Origin of the sequence: Hymenobacter humi (assembly GCF_042665855.1) — a bacterium.
Taxonomy (GTDB): Bacteria; Bacteroidota; Bacteroidia; order Cytophagales; family Hymenobacteraceae; genus Hymenobacter; species Hymenobacter humi.
The window spans coordinates 180,676-196,943 of sequence record NZ_JBHTEK010000001.1; the positions used below are offsets into that span (position 1 = coordinate 180,676).

General features: G+C 58.9%; 13 protein-coding genes and 4 pseudogenes. 7 read left to right on the plus strand and 10 right to left on the minus strand.

All coding sequences use genetic code 11. The features are described 5' to 3' along the window. Both ACFQT0_RS01010 and ACFQT0_RS01015 read right to left on the minus strand, forming a co-directional pair. A complete protein-coding gene (locus ACFQT0_RS01010; protein WP_380199640.1) occupies positions 1 to 966 on the minus strand; it encodes an AMP-dependent synthetase/ligase in 966 nt (321 codons plus the stop codon). Continuing rightward, entirely contained in the window at positions 848 to 1,780 is a 933-nt protein-coding gene (locus ACFQT0_RS01015) for an AMP-binding protein (RefSeq protein ID WP_380199641.1), read from the minus strand. The genes ACFQT0_RS01010 and ACFQT0_RS01015 overlap by 119 nt, the downstream gene beginning before the upstream one ends. A 194-nt stretch (positions 1,781 to 1,974) precedes the next feature. Here ACFQT0_RS01015 and ACFQT0_RS01020 point away from each other — a divergent pair, with 194 nt between their 5' ends. From ACFQT0_RS01020 to ACFQT0_RS01035, 4 genes and pseudogenes are all read left to right on the plus strand, one after another. Then, positions 1,975 to 3,132, plus strand: coding sequence for an arginase family protein (locus ACFQT0_RS01020; protein WP_380199643.1), 1,158 nt, complete (start codon positions 1,975 to 1,977; stop codon positions 3,130 to 3,132). A 59-nt stretch (positions 3,133 to 3,191) separates the two neighbouring features. After that, the gene (locus ACFQT0_RS01025; RefSeq protein WP_380199645.1) at positions 3,192 to 3,455 is read left to right on the plus strand and encodes a cytochrome b5 domain-containing protein; all 264 of its coding nucleotides are present in this window, start codon (positions 3,192 to 3,194) and stop codon (positions 3,453 to 3,455) included. A 10-nt stretch (positions 3,456 to 3,465) separates the two neighbouring features. Beyond that, positions 3,466 to 4,260, plus strand: a pseudogene (gene murQ, locus ACFQT0_RS01030) (N-acetylmuramic acid 6-phosphate etherase). Positions 4,261 to 4,378: 118 nt separating this feature from the next. After that, positions 4,379 to 5,014 carry a hypothetical protein gene (locus tag ACFQT0_RS01035; RefSeq protein WP_380199647.1) on the plus strand — a complete coding sequence of 212 codons (636 nt, stop codon included), beginning with the start codon at positions 4,379 to 4,381 and terminating at the stop codon, positions 5,012 to 5,014. Between the two features lie 9 nt (positions 5,015 to 5,023). On the opposite strand, the gene ACFQT0_RS01040 is transcribed toward ACFQT0_RS01035, so the two are convergent. From ACFQT0_RS01040 to era, 3 genes and pseudogenes are all read right to left on the minus strand, one after another. Further along, complete coding sequence (locus ACFQT0_RS01040) at positions 5,024 to 5,275, minus strand: hypothetical protein (RefSeq protein ID WP_380199649.1); 252 nt, start codon at positions 5,273 to 5,275, stop codon at positions 5,024 to 5,026. A 152-nt stretch (positions 5,276 to 5,427) separates the two neighbouring features. Next, positions 5,428 to 6,756, minus strand: coding sequence for a ribosome biogenesis GTPase Der (gene der, locus ACFQT0_RS01045; protein ID WP_068189275.1), 1,329 nt, complete (start codon positions 6,754 to 6,756; stop codon positions 5,428 to 5,430). A gap of 159 nt (positions 6,757 to 6,915) precedes the next feature. Beyond that, positions 6,916 to 7,814 (minus strand): annotated as a pseudogene (gene era / locus ACFQT0_RS01050) (GTPase Era). A gap of 275 nt (positions 7,815 to 8,089) precedes the next feature. On the opposite strand from era, the gene hemH reads away from it, so the two are divergent. After that, a complete protein-coding gene (gene hemH / locus ACFQT0_RS01055) occupies positions 8,090 to 9,133 on the plus strand; it encodes a ferrochelatase (protein ID WP_380199651.1) in 1,044 nt (347 codons plus the stop codon). A gap of 19 nt (positions 9,134 to 9,152) precedes the next feature. Here hemH and ACFQT0_RS01060 read toward each other — a convergent pair whose 3' ends face one another. From ACFQT0_RS01060 to glmM, 5 genes and pseudogenes are all read right to left on the minus strand, one after another. Beyond that, positions 9,153 to 9,599 carry a PRC-barrel domain-containing protein gene (locus ACFQT0_RS01060; RefSeq protein WP_380199653.1) on the minus strand — a complete coding sequence of 149 codons (447 nt, stop codon included), beginning with the start codon at positions 9,597 to 9,599 and terminating at the stop codon, positions 9,153 to 9,155. A gap of 17 nt (positions 9,600 to 9,616) precedes the next feature. Then, positions 9,617 to 10,264 carry a hypothetical protein gene (locus ACFQT0_RS01065; RefSeq protein WP_380199655.1) on the minus strand — a complete coding sequence of 216 codons (648 nt, stop codon included), beginning with the start codon at positions 10,262 to 10,264 and terminating at the stop codon, positions 9,617 to 9,619. A 231-nt stretch (positions 10,265 to 10,495) separates the two neighbouring features. Next, positions 10,496 to 10,786: pseudogene (locus ACFQT0_RS01070) on the minus strand (PA2169 family four-helix-bundle protein); the annotation flags it as partial. A 623-nt stretch (positions 10,787 to 11,409) separates the two neighbouring features. Continuing rightward, positions 11,410 to 12,579: a cysteine desulfurase family protein gene (locus ACFQT0_RS01075; RefSeq protein ID WP_380199657.1), complete on the minus strand. Its 1,170-nt coding sequence runs from the start codon at positions 12,577 to 12,579 to the stop codon at positions 11,410 to 11,412. Positions 12,580 to 12,738: 159 nt separating this feature from the next. Beyond that, complete coding sequence (gene glmM / locus ACFQT0_RS01080; RefSeq protein WP_380199659.1) at positions 12,739 to 14,136, minus strand: phosphoglucosamine mutase; 1,398 nt, start codon at positions 14,134 to 14,136, stop codon at positions 12,739 to 12,741. Positions 14,137 to 14,211: 75 nt separating this feature from the next. On the opposite strand from glmM, the gene mazG reads away from it, so the two are divergent. Together mazG and ACFQT0_RS01090 are read left to right on the plus strand one after the other, a co-directional pair. Next, positions 14,212 to 15,069 (plus strand): nucleoside triphosphate pyrophosphohydrolase, encoded by an 858-nt coding sequence (mazG, locus tag ACFQT0_RS01085; protein WP_380199661.1) that lies wholly within the window; start codon positions 14,212 to 14,214, stop codon positions 15,067 to 15,069. 269 nt (positions 15,070 to 15,338) lie between these two features. Further along, positions 15,339 to 16,231: pseudogene (locus ACFQT0_RS01090) on the plus strand (MotA/TolQ/ExbB proton channel family protein). The last annotated feature ends 37 nt before the right edge of the window (positions 16,232 to 16,268 follow it).

Genomic DNA, 16,268 nt, shown 5'->3' on the forward strand with positions numbered 1-16,268 from the left:
TTACCGTTTCTCGGTTTGGCGGTACAGGCTTTCGATAATGTCTTTGTTGTTTTCGGTAATGACTTTGCGCTTCACTTTCATGGTGGGGGTCATTTCGCTGCTTTCCACGGTCCAGAGCTGGGGCAGAAGCACAAAGCGCTTCACCTGCTCCCATTGCGCGAAGCTTTGGTTGTACTTCTTCACCAAGCCGTCGTACAGTTCCTGTATCTTCTCATTCTTGATGAGCTCTTCGTTGGAGGCGTCGGGCACGCCGTTGCGCTTGCACCAGCCCCGCAGGTCGGCGAAAGACGGAATAATCAGCACGGACGGAAACTTCTGGTCGGCGCCCACTACCATGGCCTGCTCAATAAGCGGGTCTTCCTTGAGCTTGCCTTCGATGACCTGCGGGGCAATGTACTTGCCGCCCGAGGTCTTGAACATCTCCTTCTTGCGGTCAGTGATTTTCAGGAACTTGCCATTTACCATCTCGCCAATGTCGCCGGTGTGGAACCAGCCTTCTTTGTCAAACTCATGGGCTGTGAGCTCAGGCTTGTTGTAGTAGCCCTTCATTACGGAGGGCGATTTGGTCAGAATCTCACCGTCCGGCGCAATTTTCACCTGCACGTTGTCAATCACCGGGCCCACGGTGCCAATCATGTTGTTTTCCGGCTCGAAGCCGCCCACAGCAATCACGGGCGACGTTTCCGTCAGGCCGTAGCCTTCCATCACACGGATGCCCGCGGCCCAGAACACCCGGGCCAGGCGCGGCTGCAGGGCCCCGCCACCCGACACGATGCAGCGCAGGTTGCCACCCAGCGCCTCGCGCCACTTGTTGAAGATAAGCTTGTTGGCCAGCGCAAGCTGAGCATTATACAGGATGCCCTGGTCTTTCTGGGTGTCGTACTTCAAGCCCAGGTCCAGGGCCCAGAAAAATAGCTTCTTCTTCACGCCTTCCAGGCTCGTGGCCCTTGGCCACGATTTTATCATACACTTTCTCGAGTAGGCGCGGCACCGTCGTAAAAATCTGCGGCTTCACTTCCCGCAGGTTGTCGGCAATGACGTCCATGTTCTCGGCGTAGTAGATGCTCACGCCGTTTATCATGTACAGATACGTCACCATGCGCTCGAAAATGTGGCACAGCGGCAGGAAGCTCAGCGCCCGGTCGTTTTTATTCACGGGCACAAAGCGCTGCGAGCCCCGGCAGTTGCTCAGGATGTTGTCGTGGGTGAGCATCACGCCTTTGGGGCTGCCGGTGGTGCCGCTGGTGTAAATGAGCGTGAGCAGGTCGTCGGGTTCTACGGCTGCTTTGAGCGGCTCCAGGTCGGCCACGTTGCCCTTTTTGCCCAGGTTCAGCAGTTCGCTGAAATGCCGGGTGCCGGGCACATGATTGTAGGTGAAGATGTTTTCGGCCGGAATATCCAGCCCAACCGTGGCCTGCTTTACTTTATCCAACAGCGCGCTATCCGCCACAAACACGGCGCGCACGCCGGCATCGGCGAAGATGTACTTGTAGTCCTCCACCGTGATGCTCGGGTACATGGGCACGCTCACGGCACCAATCTGGGCAATGCCAAAGTCGGTCAGCATCCACTCCGGGCGGTTCATGGAAATGATGGCCACTTTATCGCCGCGTTTCAGCCCCAGGGCCACCAGGCCCAGGCTCACGAGGTTGGCTTCGTCCTGCACCTGCTGGGTACTCGTGGGTACCCACTGGCCATCAATTTTGGCAGCCAAGGCATCCTTTTTGGGGAAGCTGGCCAGTTGATGGGGCAGGATATCGAATGTGCGACGAACGTCCATGGGTGGGTTTCGGTAATGCTGAGGGTGAAATTCAGCTTAAATAAAGAGCTTTTTTCGGGCCATCCCACACCGGGGCCACTCAGGCGTGGCGACGGGGTTACCGACAAAAACCATAACAACCAGCAAAACGCCCAAAAAAACCGTATGTGCGGGCTTTTCCTGCGTAATTTTGGGCACTTGCCTTTCCGCCCCCAATGAACCTGGCCCTGTTTTTTGACCCGTTGCCGGAAACGCTGACCGCCGCTGTGCCCGCGCCCACCACGCTAGCTGCCTACGCCACCCGCTTCACCGAAACCTTCCCCGACTGGCGCAACGCCGACCTCGCCCTTATTGGGCTGGACGAGTGGCGAGGCAGCGCCGCCGGCCCACCCGACGCCCAGCGGCACGGGGCCAATGAAGTGCGCCAGCGCTTCTACCAATTGCAGAAAGGCACCGGCACCGTCCGGTTTGTGGACCTGGGCAACCTGCGCCCCGGCCTCACCCTGGAAGACACCTACCAGCGCCTGCGCGAAATCATTGGGGCTTTGCTCGAAGAAAACACCGTGCCCGTGCTGCTGGGCGGCAGCCACGACCTCGACTACGGCCAGTTTCTGGCCTACGAAAGCCAGGACCGCGCCATCAGCTTTGCGGTGGTAGACGCCCGCCCCGACATGGCCGAGCCTGGCCCCGGCACTCCGCCCGAAGACAGCCACCTGCGCCGCCTGCTGGTGCACGAGCCCAACTTTGTGTTCAGCCTGGCCCACCTGGCCCACCAGCAGTACCTCACGCCGCCCGAAGTGCTGGTGGCGCTCGAGAAGCTGCATTTTGAAACCATGAGCGTGGGCGAGGTGCGGGCCGACCGCCGCCTGGCGGAGCCACTCATTCGGCAGGCCGAGTTCATGAGCGTGGACATTGCCGCCCTACGCTGGCAGGACGCCCCGGGCTACTACCCGGCCAATCCGTTTGGCCTGGGCAACGAAGAAGCCACCCAGCTGTGCTGGTACGCCGGGCACAACGAGCAGCTCAGTTCCTTTGGCCTCTACGGCTACCGCGCCGACCAGGACCCGCACGGCATGGCCGCTGCCACCGTGGCCACCATGCTCTGGTACTTTGTGGAAGGTTTCTACCACCGCCGCCCCGAAACCGGCTTCGGCACCTTCCGCTTCCTCACCTACACCGTGGTGCTGCCCGGCAACCCCGACAAGCTGGTGTTCTACAAATCGCGCCGCGCCGACAAGTGGTGGATGGAAGTGGAACGCCTGGGCGACAACGCCGTGAAGCGCGTGGTGCCCTGCACCTACGAAGACTACATGAATGCCTCCCAGGGCGACCTGCCCCAGCGCTGGATTCGGCTGCAAGCCTTGTTAGGGTAGTTGCTGGTTTCTTGTTAATCGTTGCTCGTTTCTTGTTGCTCGTTTGAAATAACTGCTCGATGCCTTACAACCCAGAAACCAGCAACGAGCAACTGAAAACGTACACCAAAAACCAGGCGGCTCTGCGCAACGGCCAGGACCGCGACGAAATCTGGGTGGCGTACCGGGGCAATATTTACGACGTGAGCCGCTCGCGCCTGTGGCGCCGCGGCAACCACTATGAACACTGGGCTGGCCAGGACCTGACCGCCGAACTAGAAAAAGACGCGCCCCACACGGCCAACGTATTCGATAATTTCCCCGTCATAGGTTTGCTCACCTAATTCTGCTTGCATGACCACCGAATCTCCCTCCGAATATAACGACCTCGAAACCCTGTCGACCGCCGAAATTCTGGCCGGCATGAACCAGGCTCGACCAAACCGTGCCCCTGGCCGTGGCCAAGGCACTGCCCCAAGTCGAGCGGCTGGTCGAAACCATCGTGGCTCGGCTTAAGGACGGCGGACGGCTGTTTTACATCGGAGCCGGCACTAGCGGGCGGCTGGGTGTGGTCGATGCATCCGAGTGCCCGCCCACTTTTGGCGTGCCGCCGGAACTGGTAGTGGGCATCATGGCCGGCGGCGACTCGGCCATCCGGGTGGCGGTGGAAGGCGCCGAGGACGACGCCAACCAGGCGTGGAAAGACTTGCAAGCTCACGACATCAACGCCAAAGACGTGCTGGTGGGCATTGCGGCTTCGGGTCGCACGCCCTACGTGGTGGGCGGGCTTAAAAGGCCCGGGCGGCTGGCGTGGCCACTGGCTGCGTGGTGTGCAACGACGGCTCGGCGGTAGCGGCCGCGGCCGAGTTTCCGGTGGAAGTGGTGACCGGGCCGGAGTTTATTACCGGCAGCACCCGCCTCAAGGCCGGCACGGCGCAGAAACTGGTGCTCAACATGCTGACCACCGCCACCTTTGTTCGCCTGGGCTTTGTGCGCGGCAACAAGATGGTGGACATGAAGCTCTCGAACGTGAAGCTCATCGAGCGCGGCGAGCGCATGCTGATGGAAGAGCTCGGCATTGAGGAGGCCGAAGCCGCGCAGCTCCTCAAGCTGCACGGCAGCGTGCGCGCCGCCCTCATGGCCCGCTAACCCCGGGCAGGAACGCGCTGCAGCCCATTTGGCGTTAGAAAGAACCCAGCCCAATTTAAGTTGAGCTGGAAACCGAGCGCGCCGAGGTGCGTTCTACTCAAACGCCTTCTGCCTGCTTATGCACACCATCGAGCCCCACTACAACTGGATAGACCAGTACTCTGCCTCCGAAGACCCGCGCTCGCCGCTGTTCGAGGCCGAGAACAGCCTCGAAGCCTACACCAATACCATTTACGGCTACTACATTCACCCGCAGTGGGATAGCCTGGGCTCCGATACGCTGTTCTTCAAGATTCTATTTGCCGACTACGAGGACGGCATTGCCATTCTGGAGTTCATAGGCGAGTGGAACGACGCCATCGAGAACGACATCATGGAGCTCAAGCGCAACATTGTGGACGTGCTGGTGCACGAAGGCATCCGCAAGTTTATTCTGGTGGGCGAAAACGTGTTCAACTTCCACGGCTCCGACGACGACTATTACGAAGAATGGTTTGAGGACGTGGAAGAGGGCTGGATTGCGGGCGTGAATTTCCAGGAACACGTGCAGCGCGAAATGCGCCAGTACAACGTCGACAATTACGTGAACTTCGGGGGCCAGGCTCGACGACTTGCCTTGGCGCACATACGAGCCGCGCCGCCTCTTCGAAGTGGTCGACGGCCTGCTCAACCGCCGGCTGGGCGCGCCGGAAACCACCCTTTAAAGGACATAAAAAAGCCCCACCGCAAGCGGTGGGGCTTTTTTGTGCCGTAAGGCTAAGAATTACTTCTTAACTTCTTCCGAAGGAGTCTCGGTAGCAGGAGCCATTTTGTCGGCGTTGTCTTCCATTTTGTCGGCCTTAGCATCGGCGTTCTCACGTACCGAGTCAGCAGCGTTCTCCATGGCATCAGCTTTGGCTTCGCCTTGAGCTTCTACATTTTCAGCCTGCTGCTCAACAGCCTCTTCTTTCTTGCTTTCGCAAGCGGTGAAAGAGAACGAAGCAGCGGCGAGGGCGAGGAACAATACCTTTTTCATCTTGGGGTTGGTTTAAATGTGGGTTGAAATTCAATCAAGACTCGAGAGCTTACCTAAAGCAAACTTTCAAATTCAGGGCTTTATACCCGTCCTTAAAGAAGGTAACCCACCCTCAGCAAGATTTTTCAAGAAATTATAAGCTGCTCCCTGCGTTACTTCTTGCGGAACACGATGCCGATGGGAACCCCCGTAAAGTCGAAATGCTCGCGCATCCGGTTTTCAAGGTAGCGCGTGTAGTTGGCCTGCACGTACTGCGGCAGGTTGCAGAAGAAGGCAAACACGGGGTTGTGCGTGGGCAGCTGCGTCGCATACTTGATGCGAATCATCTTGCCCTTCAGTGCCGGCGGTCCGTACTTCTCAATCTCCTTCAGCATCACGTCGTTGAGCTGTGAAGTCGGGATTTTGCGGCGCTTGTTGTGGTACACTTCGATGGCCGTTTCGATGGCCTTGTGCACGCGCTGCTTGTTCAGCACCGAGATGAAGATGACGGGGATGTACGAAATCGGCGCAATCTTTTCCAGGATTTTCGCCTCGAAATCTTTGGCCGTGTTCGTCTCCTTGTTCTCCACCAGGTCCCACTTGTTCACCAGAATCACGATGCCCTTGCGGTTCTTGTCGGCCAGCGAGATGATGTTCACGTCCTGGGCTTCGATGCCGCGGCTGGCGTCGAGCATCACGATGCAGACGTCGCACTCTTCCAGGGCGCGCAGGCTGCGCATGTTGGCGTAGAACTCCACGTCTTCACTCACCTTGGCCTTGCGGCGCAAACCGGCTGTGTCGACCAGAATGAACTCATTGCCAAAGGCATTGTAGCGGGCCGAAATCGAGTCGCGGGTGGTGCCAGCAATGTCGGTCACGATGCTGCGGTCTTCGCCCAGCAGCAGGTTCACGAGGCTGGACTTGCCCACGTTGGGGCGGCCCACCACAGCAATGCGCGGGATGTCCGACTCCGGCTCTTCCACGCCGGGCTCGTCGAAATGGCTCACCACGGCGTCGAGCAATTCGCCGGTGCCGTGGCCGTTGGCGCTGCTGATGGCGTAGATTTCACCGTCGCCCAGGCCGAGCGAGTAGAACTCCCCCACGCCGTTGGCGCGCAGGTTGGTGTCGGCCTTGTTGGCTACCAGGTAAATCGGCTTTTTGCCGATGTAGCGGCGCAGCACGTGCGCAAACTCCTCGTCGAGGCCGTGCACGCCGGCATCGGCGTCTACCATGAACAGGACGACGTCGGCCTCCTCGATGGCCAGCTTCACCTGCTTGTTGATTTCGCCTTCGAAAATATCTTCCGAATTGTGAACGTAACCGCCCGTGTCAATCACGGTGAAGTTCTTCCCAATCCAGTCGCCGTAGCCGTAGTGGCGGTCGCGGGTTACGCCGCTCTCGTTGTCCATGATGGCCTTGCGCTGGCCTACGAGGCGGTTGAATAGCGTGGATTTGCCCACGTTGGGCCGCCCCACGATGGCGATAGTGTTTTGCGTTGACATGTTATTTGGCCCCAGCCGCCGACCCGACCTAGATTCGGCAGTGCCCGGGGTTATTTAAATAAAAAGATGGTCGGAAATGATGTAGCGTGGACTCTGAGAGTCCGCGCATGGTTTGCGGTTGATGCGGAACAGGCGCGGACTCTCAGAGTCCGCGCTACGCTATTGGTACCCGAAGCGGCTCAAGGCCTTGGGGTCGGTGCGCCAGTTTTCGTTGACTTTGACGTGGAGCTCCAGGAACACTTTTTCTGGAAGAACTTCTCCATCTCCTCGCGCGCCCAGGTGCCTACTTTCTTCAGCGCCTCGCCGCCCGCGCCGATGATGATGCCTTTCTGGCTACTCCGCTCTACGTATATAATGCCGCGAATACGGATAATAGTTTCCTCCTCCTTAAACTCCTCAATAACGACCTCGCAGCTGTAAGGAATCTCCTTTTTGTAGAGCTTGAAGATTTTCTCGCGCACCATTTCGGCAGCGAAGAAGCGCTCCGGCTTGTCGGTCAGCTCGTCTTTGGGGTAGTACTCGGGGTGGATGGGCAGGCGCTCGAGCACCAGGCGCAGCACGCCTTCGGTGCCGAAGGCATTGAGCGCCGAGATGGGCAGCACCTCGGCGGCATTGGGCAGTTGCTCCTTCCAGTAGGCCAGCTTGGCTTCTACTTCCGCCTGGTCGGCCTGGTCAATTTTGTTGACCAGGAGAATGATGGGCGTGTCCACCATTTTGCGCAGGCGCTCCACCACGGGCTCTTCGTCGTGCTTCTCGTAAATGTCGGTCACGAACAGCACCACGTCGGCGTCTTCCAGCGACGAGTACACAAACGACATCATGGCGTTGTGCAGCTCGTACTTGGGCTGAATGATGCCCGGCGTGTCGGAGTAAATCAGTTGAAAATCTTCGCCGTTGAGAATTCCCAGGATGCGGTGGCGGGTGGTTTGGGCCTTGCTGGTGACGATGCTGAGCCGCTCGCCCACCAGCGCGTTCATGAGCGTGGACTTGCCCACGTTGGGCTTGCCGATGATGCTCACGAAGCCGGCGCGGTGGGGTTTAGTTTCGGGGTTCACGATGGATGGGTTTGATAATCAGGGGCGCAAAGGTACGAATTTTGAAGGGCAATAGCTACGATGCCCCGGAATTAGCCTGCTACTGAAGTAGTTGTTGCCCCAGCTGAATCCGGTGCCAGCGCATTCCCGCAGGCAGAAATCACCCCAGCGCCGTTTGCGCTCCCAACGGGCAAACCCAAGGTCGTGCCCGGCTGTTTGCCTCACGCGCTCTGGGCCGAACGCAGTAAATCTCCTCGCTGGCCCCCGCAGTGTGCGGCTTGCTTCTGACCTTTGTATTAATGAATTCCTCTGCTCCTGCTACTCCCTCCCGCCGCATCGGCGTACTGCTCGTCAACCTCGGCACGCCCGACTCGCCCAAAACGCCAGATGTGCGCCGCTACCTCAATGAGTTCCTCACCGATGTGCGGGTGATTGACAACCTGCCGGCCGTCGTACATTACCCGTTGTTTCAGGGCATCGTCATCCCGCTGCGGGCGCCCAAATCGGCTAAAATCTACCAGCAGCTCTGGACCGAACGGGGCTCTCCCCTGCTGTATCACGGACTCGATTTGCAGAAAAAGGTGCAGGCCGAGCTTGGGCCGGAATATGTGGTGGCCTTTGGCATGCGCTACCAAAACCCCAGCATCGCGAAGGCCCTGGAAGAGCTGCGCGAAGCGGCCGTGGAGCGCATTATTGTGCTGCCGCTATTTCCGCAGTATGCGTCGGCCAGCACGGGCTCGGTGCAGGAAAAGGTAATGGAGATTGTGGGCAAGTGGTGGATTGTGCCCAGCATCAGCTTCATCAGCGCTTTTTCCGACGACCCGGGCTTCATCGGCACCATTGTGGAGCTGGGCAAGCGCGAGATGGCCAAGCACCAGTACGACCACATTGTATTCAGCTACCACGGCATTCCGGAGCGGCACATCACCAAGGGCAGCTTCCACAACTACTGCCAGTTCGGGAGCTGCTGCGACACCCTGAACGACAAAAACCGCTACTGCTACCGCGCCCAGTGCTTCGAGACCTCGCGCTTGGTGGCGGCGGGGCTGGGCATCACGCCCGAGCAGTATACGGTGTCGTTCCAGAGCCGCCTGGGCCGCGACCCGTGGCTCAAACCCTATACCGACTTTGCCCTGAAGGACCTGCCCGCTAAAGGCATCAAAAACGTGCTGGCCTTCAGCCCGGCCTTCGTGGCTGACTGCCTGGAAACCACCATCGAAGTCGGCGAGGAGTTCAAGGAGCTGTTTGAAGAAGTCGGCGGCGAGCACTGGCGGCTGGTGCCTTCGCTGAACTCGGAGCCGCTATGGGTAGATGCCGTAACCGCCATGATTCGGCGGAGCTAATGCTGGGCCATATAGCCTCCTAGATACGCCGCCGGTAAAACGCGCCGGCATCGTACGAGTCGCGCTCGTAGAACTGGTTGTCATCCACGGCCGGCCCAATGCCCAGGGCCCGAAGCATGGCTTCTTCGTAGTCGCGGGTAATCTGGACTTCGCTGTAGGGTGGGTACGCCTGCACCGATTCGGCGTTGAGCGCGGGCACGAACACATTGTCGCCATCGGTGTCCAGCGAGGCCACGCCGATGGGCAACAGGATGTGGGTTTCGTGCTTGCTACGCTTGAACCGGGCATCGAGCTCCACGTCGAGGTAGCGCACCTTGAGGGCCTCGGGCTCCACTATCAGCTCGTGCACCACGCCCAGGGCGTGGCCGTCGTTGCCGCGCACGGTCCAGCCGCGCACGTCGGGGTTGCCATCGGCCACTTCAAAATCGGTCAGGTCGCGCAGGCGGCGCAGCAACGGAGCTTCCATGGCTTGTTGAAATTGAGTTATTGAGCCGGCTCGCTCAGCACGCGCACAGCGTCGGCGGCCAGGGTCAGGAATTGCTTGTTCTGTTGTTGGTCGGCCGCCGTGGCACTGCGGCCCGACATCTGGCCTGCGAGGCTGACCAGCTCGTTCACCGTGCCTTCCAGCGCGGGGTACGCCTTTTGCTGCATAGCCTGAATCAGGGCCGCCGCGGCAACAAACCCGGGGCGCAGACTGGCGTTGGGTTCGCCCAGCCGGTTGGTGGCACTGGTCAGGTTGTCGCGCTGCTCCAGAATGGTGGGCACGCGCAGGTCGTCGCGGTCTGCCAGCGCCACCAGGATTCCGGAGAGCTTTTGCAGGCCGTTCAGGGCATAGTTGGGGGCGGCGGGGTCGCTGGCGGCCTGGGCGGCCAATGATTCGGCGGTGGCATTGCTCAGGTCATCGGCGGCGGGCGCGGGCGGGGTGGCACGGGCGTCCTCCGTTGGGCTGCCGGGGGCCACGGTATCGGCCGGCGCGGCTTCCATGCCCACGGGAGGAGCCGTCGCTGGCTCATCGGCGGGGTCGGTGCGCAGGAAGAAATAGGCCGCTACTGCCAGCGCCAGCGCCGCCAGCAACACCAGAATCCACGGACTCGGCGCGGATTTTTTGCGTTGAATATTGATATCAGCCATGCAGAAATAAGTTGTTGCCCCGTCTTACGAAACAGCGCGAAAAGTAGTCATGCGCCACGGATATAAGCATTCAATTTTCTCAATTTATGAAAGGGGCGGTCAAGCGGCCCAGGCCCTCGCTGGCGTTTTCTACTTCAGCTCAACCAGCAGGTACCGGGCACGCAAAAGCCCCGTCGAATGTGACCTTTGACAATGGGCACGTCCGACGGGGCTTAAGGAGCAATGGCCGCTCTATTGCTTATTTTTCAAGTTTTTGAGCTCGTTGTAGGTTTTCTGCGATTGCGCGTACTGCCGCTCCACGGTGTGGCGGATAACGCCCGTGAGCGTGTTTTCGTGGAGGGCGTCTTCGTAGGCTTTCAGGGCCCACTCTTCGCCGTAGATGTTGGAGTCGAGAATGGCGTTTTCGTCGCGGCCGGTGATGGCGGCTTTGGCGTCCATCCACGCGCGGTACAGCTTGCCTTTGGCGGTGGTGCTGGTCTGGCGGCTGCCGCCTTCCTGGCTGAGGTAGGCGTTGAGCCTGGTTGGCGAATTGCTGGCTTTGCGTCACCAGGCGCTGGTAATAGCTGCGCAGCTGCGGGTCCTTGCTTTCCTCCACGGCCCGCTTGTAGCCTTCAATCCGGTCGTTCACGAAGTACAGCAGGCTCGTTGAGCGTGCCGGCTTTGGCCCGGCCATTTTTGCCACGCCGCGTGAGGTAGCCCGCGCCCAGCACGAGCAAAGCGCCACCCAACACCTTCTGGGTCGTGCTCAGCTTATTGAAACCGCTTACGGTTTGATTCCCAACTTTTTTAGTGAAGTAGGCAGTTGCCCCAGCATCTGAGACATGTTGCCCTGCGAAAACCACCGTTGGGCTTGATTGCTTAAAGAATTGCCGGTGCCAGCCGTTGTGGCAGAAGAAGATTGGTATTGGTCCATGAGTGAATAGAGGATAGTGAAACTTGCCCAGGCTTACGGCAAACGCCAGGAATGCGTTAGGCCGAGGTTGAGCCAACAAGTCTTCTAATCAAGCCGAAGCAGCCGCCGCTGTTGCCGCCCAGCCCTTCCCTATTCACGGCTGCCGGGCTGATGCTCAGACGCCTTTACGCCCAGCGCACTGCGCCTTGCTCAGCCATCTACAATTCACCCAAATAATCGCTTGCGCGGCGCCTTATACTGCCACGGGCCGGTACAGCTTGGCGAGTTGAGCCACGGCGTAATCAACTTCGGCGGCGGTGTTCATCTTGCTCATGGAGAAGCGCACGGTAGCCCGTTCGGGGTCGCAGCCCAAGGCTTCGAGCACGTGTGAGCCGGCTTGCGCGCCGCTGGTACACGCCGAGCCGCCCGAAGCCGCTACCTTGCTGATGTCGAGGTTAAACAGCAGCATTTCGTTGATGGCCGAGGGCGGCAAACTTACGCTGAGCACTGTGTACAGGCTTTTATCGGCCACCGCCGAGCAGCCGTTGAACTGCACGTCTTCGATTTCGGCGCGCAGCTTCTCAATAAAGCGGGTCTTAAGCCCTTGAACGTAAGCCTGATGCGCGGCCACATCTCGAAGCGCAATTTCCAGTGCCTTGGCCAGCCCCACAATGCCGTACACGTTCTCGGTGCCGGCGCGCACGTTCCGTTCCTGCGAGCCCCCGTGAATGAGCGGGCTCACCTGCACGCCGCTGCGGGTGTAGAGAAAACCCACGCCCTTGGGCCCGTGAAACTTGTGGGCCGAGCCCACCAGAAAATGGTTTTTGAGCTGCTGCACGTCGTGCCGGTAGTGGCCCATGGTCTGCACCGTATCGGTGTGGAAGATGGCGTCGTACCGGGCACAAATCGTCCCGATTTCCTCGATGTCGTTCAGGTTGCCAATTTCGTTGTTGGCGTGCATCAGGCTCACGAAGGTGCGCGACTGGGTGGCCAGCAGCTCCTCCAGATGGCCCAGGTCCAACGTGCCCTGGGCGTCGTGCTTCACGTAGTGCAGCTCAATTTCGCCTTGCTTGGCCAGGGCCTGCAGTGGGTGCAGCACGGCGTGGTGCTCGAGCGGCGACGTGATGGCGTGCTTCAGGCCAAAGGTGCGGATGCTGCCGAAGGTGGCGTAGTTATCGGCCTCGGTGCCGCCACTGGTGAAGCTGATTTCGGCCGGCGCGGCATTTATAAGGTGTGCTACCGTTTTGCGGGCGTTTTCGATGGCGGCCCGCACCTGCCGGCCGGGCCCGTGCAGGCTGCTCGGGTTGCCGTAGTGCTGGCTCAGAAAGGGCAGCATGGCATCGAGCACCTCGGGGTCGAGGGGCGTGGTGGCGGCGTTGTCGAAATAAACGTAGGCGGGGGTGGAGGGGGAAGTTTGATTCATATAAAGAAGAAGGAAACAGAAGCTGCCGGACGTGGGTGCGCCCGACAGTTCTGAGGCATCATTATACAAACGTCGGACATTTGACCGAAACCGCCACACTACGATTCGCTGCCGTTTGCGCAGTGGCGCTTCGCATCCCGCCTTTGCCCGCCAAAAGCCTTAGGCTTTCACCGCAATAATTTCTTTGATGTCGCCGATGATTTTCTGCGCCAAATAATTAGCTGTGGCGTTGGAATCCGACTCGGCGTAGATGCGGATAATGGGCTCGGTGTTAGACTTGCGCAAATGCACCCACTCCTTGTCGAACTCGATTTTCACGCCGTCAATCGTATTTACGGGCTGCTTGGCGTAGCGCTTCTCCATTTGCGTGAGAACGTCGTCGGTGTCGATGTCGGCGGTCAGCTCAATTTTATTCTTGGAGATGAAGTACCCCGGGTAAGAATTGCGCAGCCGGCTCATGGTCAGGCCCGATTTGGCCACGTGGGTCAGGAACAGCGCAATGCCCACCAAGGCGTCGCGGCCGTAGTGCAGCTCCGGGTAAATGATGCCGCCGTTGCCTTCGCCGCCAATCACAGCGTTGGTTTCCTTCATCTTGGTCACCACGTTCACTTCGCCTACCGCCGCAGCGGAGTACTGGCCGCCGGCTTTCTCGGTTACGTCGCGCAGGGCACGGGTGCTGCTCAGGTTGCTCACAGTGTTGCCGCCGCCCATCTGCTTGAGCACGTAGTCGGCCACGGCCACCAGCGTGTATTCTTCGCCGAACATTTCACCGTTTTCGCTCACGAGGGCGAGGCGGTCTACGTCGGGGTCTACCACGATGCCGAGGTCGAAGCCGCCTTTTTCCAGCACTTTGGCAATGTCGCGCAGGTGCTCGGGCAGCGGCTCGGGGTTGTGGGCAAAGTCGCCGGTGGGCTCGCAGTGCAGCTTTTCAATGGTTTTTACGCCCAAAGCTTCTAATAGCTGCGGTACGGCAAAGCCGCCCGAGGAATTGACGGCATCGACCACCACCCGAAAGTTGCGGGCCCGAATGGCTTCTACGTCGACCAGCGGCAGGGCCAGAATGGCTTTGATGTGCTTTTTGAGGAAGGTCGCATCGGTGGTGTACTGCCCGAGCTTCGTAACGGGCGCAAACTCGAAGTCTTCGCTCTCGGCCAGGGCCAGCACCTGCTGCCCGTCGGTTTCGGAAATAAACTCGCCGTGCGCGTTGAGCAGTTTCAGCGCATTCCACTGCTTGGGGTTGTGCGAGGCGGTGAGGATGATGCCACCGGCCGCTTTTTTGGCGGGAACCGCCATTTCCACCGTCGGTGTTGTGCTCAGCCCGAGGTCGCACACATCCAGCCCCAGCCCCTGCAGGGTAGCCGAAACGAGCCGGCTGACCATTTCGCCGGAAATCCGGGCGTCGCGGCCAATGATGATGAGCTTGCTGTCAGTAGCTTGTGTTTTTACCCACGTACCGTAGGCAGCGGCATACTTTACCACGTCGAGCGGGGTCAGGCCTTGCCCAACGGGCCCGCCAATGGTGCCGCGAATGCCGGAAATAGATTTTATTAAAGTCACGGGGTAAAGTTTTTTGAAAGAACAAATTTAGGCATTGGCGGCCGGTTGCCGACACCAATATTTATCTTTGGAACAATGGAAAATACCGTTTCTACCCCTAGTGTTCTGCTTACCAGTGCGCGCCGCCCGGCCCAGCTCGAAGCATTTGGCCGCCTGCTCGACGTGCTCGACCGCCTGCGCACCGAGTGTCCCTGGGATAAAAAACAAACGCTGCAGACCCTGCGCCACCTCACCATCGAGGAAACCTACGAAATCAGCGATGCCATTCTGCGCGATGATTTGCCCGACCTGAAAAAGGAATTGGGCGACGTGATGCTGCACCTGATGTTTTATGCCCGCATTGCCGCCGAAAAAGGTGCCTTCGACATCGCCGACGTGCTGAACGCGCAGTGCGAAAAGCTCATTTACCGGCATCCGCACATCTATGGAGATGTGCAGGCCGACGACGAAGACACCGTAAAACGCAACTGGGAACAGCTCAAGTTGAAGGAAAAAGGCAATACAACCGGGGTCCTGGGAGGCGTGCCCACCTCGCTTCCGGCGCTGGTAAAGGCCATGCGCATTCAGGAGAAAGCGCGCGGCGCGGGCTTCGATTGGGAGCAGCCCGAGCAGGTGTGGGAGAAAGTAAAAGAAGAATTAGCAGAATTTGGCGACGAGTACAGCCACGGCCAACCCGAGAAAATGGATGCCGAAAAAGCCGCCGATGAGTTCGGCGATTTGCTATTTTCATTGGTCAACTTTGCCCGCTTTGCGGGCATCAACCCCGAGGAAGCCCTCGAGCGCACCAACCGCAAGTTTATCAGCCGGTTTCAGTACCTCGAAGCCGCCGCCACGGCCAACGGCCAGCACTTGGCTGACCTTACTTTAGCTGAAATGGACATGTACTGGGAAGAAGCCAAACGCCGCCCAACCCAACCCAAAGGCCCAAATTAGCGTTGTCCCATTTCTACCGCGTTTCCGTTCTTTTCTACTGGCTCCGGCCAAGCATTCTTTGGTCGGACCACGCTTTTTGGTTAGGTTTGCCCAGCTAAGACGGCTCGGTGTGTAGCTTGTACTTCGGTAAGTACCATTTTAATCCTCCATTACGGGATTATCGATTGTTCTTTTGCCGGGTTCTGCGGCGCTAACCAAATTTTAGCTTTTTATTTACCCATTCAATTCAACTACTTCACTCAACAACCAACCCCAAACACTCCGGAACAATGGAACAGAAAAATGCCATGAATACGAGCCCCCGGCCCGCCGCAACGGCCGCCAAAGCCGAAGCCCAAAGCAGCGGTGGAGCCTCGCTGTTCTCCGTCCTGGTTATCATCCTAGCCTTCATAGTTAGCGTTGTCGTTTACAAATTTGTCTTAGGTGACGGCAGCCACTTCCAGGGGGCGACAACAAAAACAACCCAATGGCCGGTGATTACCTCGGCATTGTGTACAAGGGCGGTGTTATCGTACCCGTCCTGATGACCATGCTGCTCTGCGTAATCACGTTCTCGATTGAGCGTTTCCTCACCATCAGCAAAGCCAAAGGCAGCAAGAGCATTGAAGCTTTCGTGCGCACCGTGCGCCAGAAACTCAACGCCAACGACATCAATGGCGCCCTCGCCGCCTGCGACCAGCAGAAAGGCTCGGTAGCTAACGTGGTGAAAGCCGGCTTGATGAAATACAACGAGATGTCGCGCGAAACCAGCATGGGCACCGACCAGCGTGTACTCGCCATCCAGAAAGAAATCGAAGAAAGCACCGCGCTTGAACTGCCGATGCTGGAAAAGAACCTGGTTATCATTTCGACCCTGGCTTCTATCGCCACGCTGACGGGTCTGCTCGGCACGGTATTCGGCATGATTAACGCCTTCGCCGCTCTGGCGCAGGCCGGTAGCCCCGATGCAGTAGCTCTGGCAAACGGTATCTCGGAAGCTCTGATTAACACGGCTCTCGGTATCGGTACTTCGGCACTCGCCATTGTAGCCTACAACTACTTCACCAGCAAAATCGACGAGCTGACTTACAGCATCGACGAGGCAGGCTTCAGCATCATCCAGACCTTTGCTGGCCAGCACGGCAGCAACGCGAATGCGAACCAGCCGGTTCGGACGGTTTAATTCCGTTTTTCACTGATGCACTAAAATGTGGGGCGAT

Bases quoted from the DNA above. Each gene is read 5' to 3' on its own strand.
- ACFQT0_RS01010 (WP_380199640.1), bottom strand. From the start codon at position 966: ATGATAAAATCGTGGCCAAGGGCCACGAGCCTGGAAGGCGTGAAGAAG.
- ACFQT0_RS01015 (WP_380199641.1), bottom strand. From the start codon at position 1,780: ATGGACGTTCGTCGCACATTCGATATCCTGCCCCATCAACTGGCCAGC.
- ACFQT0_RS01020 (WP_380199643.1), top strand. From the start codon at position 1,975: ATGAACCTGGCCCTGTTTTTTGACCCGTTGCCGGAAACGCTGACCGCC.
- ACFQT0_RS01025 (WP_380199645.1), top strand. From the start codon at position 3,192: ATGCCTTACAACCCAGAAACCAGCAACGAGCAACTGAAAACGTACACC.
- ACFQT0_RS01035 (WP_380199647.1), top strand. From the start codon at position 4,379: ATGCACACCATCGAGCCCCACTACAACTGGATAGACCAGTACTCTGCC.
- ACFQT0_RS01040 (WP_380199649.1), bottom strand. From the start codon at position 5,275: ATGAAAAAGGTATTGTTCCTCGCCCTCGCCGCTGCTTCGTTCTCTTTC.
- der (WP_068189275.1), bottom strand. From the start codon at position 6,756: ATGTCAACGCAAAACACTATCGCCATCGTGGGGCGGCCCAACGTGGGC.
- hemH (WP_380199651.1), top strand. From the start codon at position 8,090: ATGAATTCCTCTGCTCCTGCTACTCCCTCCCGCCGCATCGGCGTACTG.
- ACFQT0_RS01060 (WP_380199653.1), bottom strand. From the start codon at position 9,599: ATGGAAGCTCCGTTGCTGCGCCGCCTGCGCGACCTGACCGATTTTGAA.
- ACFQT0_RS01065 (WP_380199655.1), bottom strand. From the start codon at position 10,264: ATGGCTGATATCAATATTCAACGCAAAAAATCCGCGCCGAGTCCGTGG.
- ACFQT0_RS01075 (WP_380199657.1), bottom strand. From the start codon at position 12,579: ATGAATCAAACTTCCCCCTCCACCCCCGCCTACGTTTATTTCGACAAC.
- mazG (WP_380199661.1), top strand. From the start codon at position 14,212: ATGGAAAATACCGTTTCTACCCCTAGTGTTCTGCTTACCAGTGCGCGC.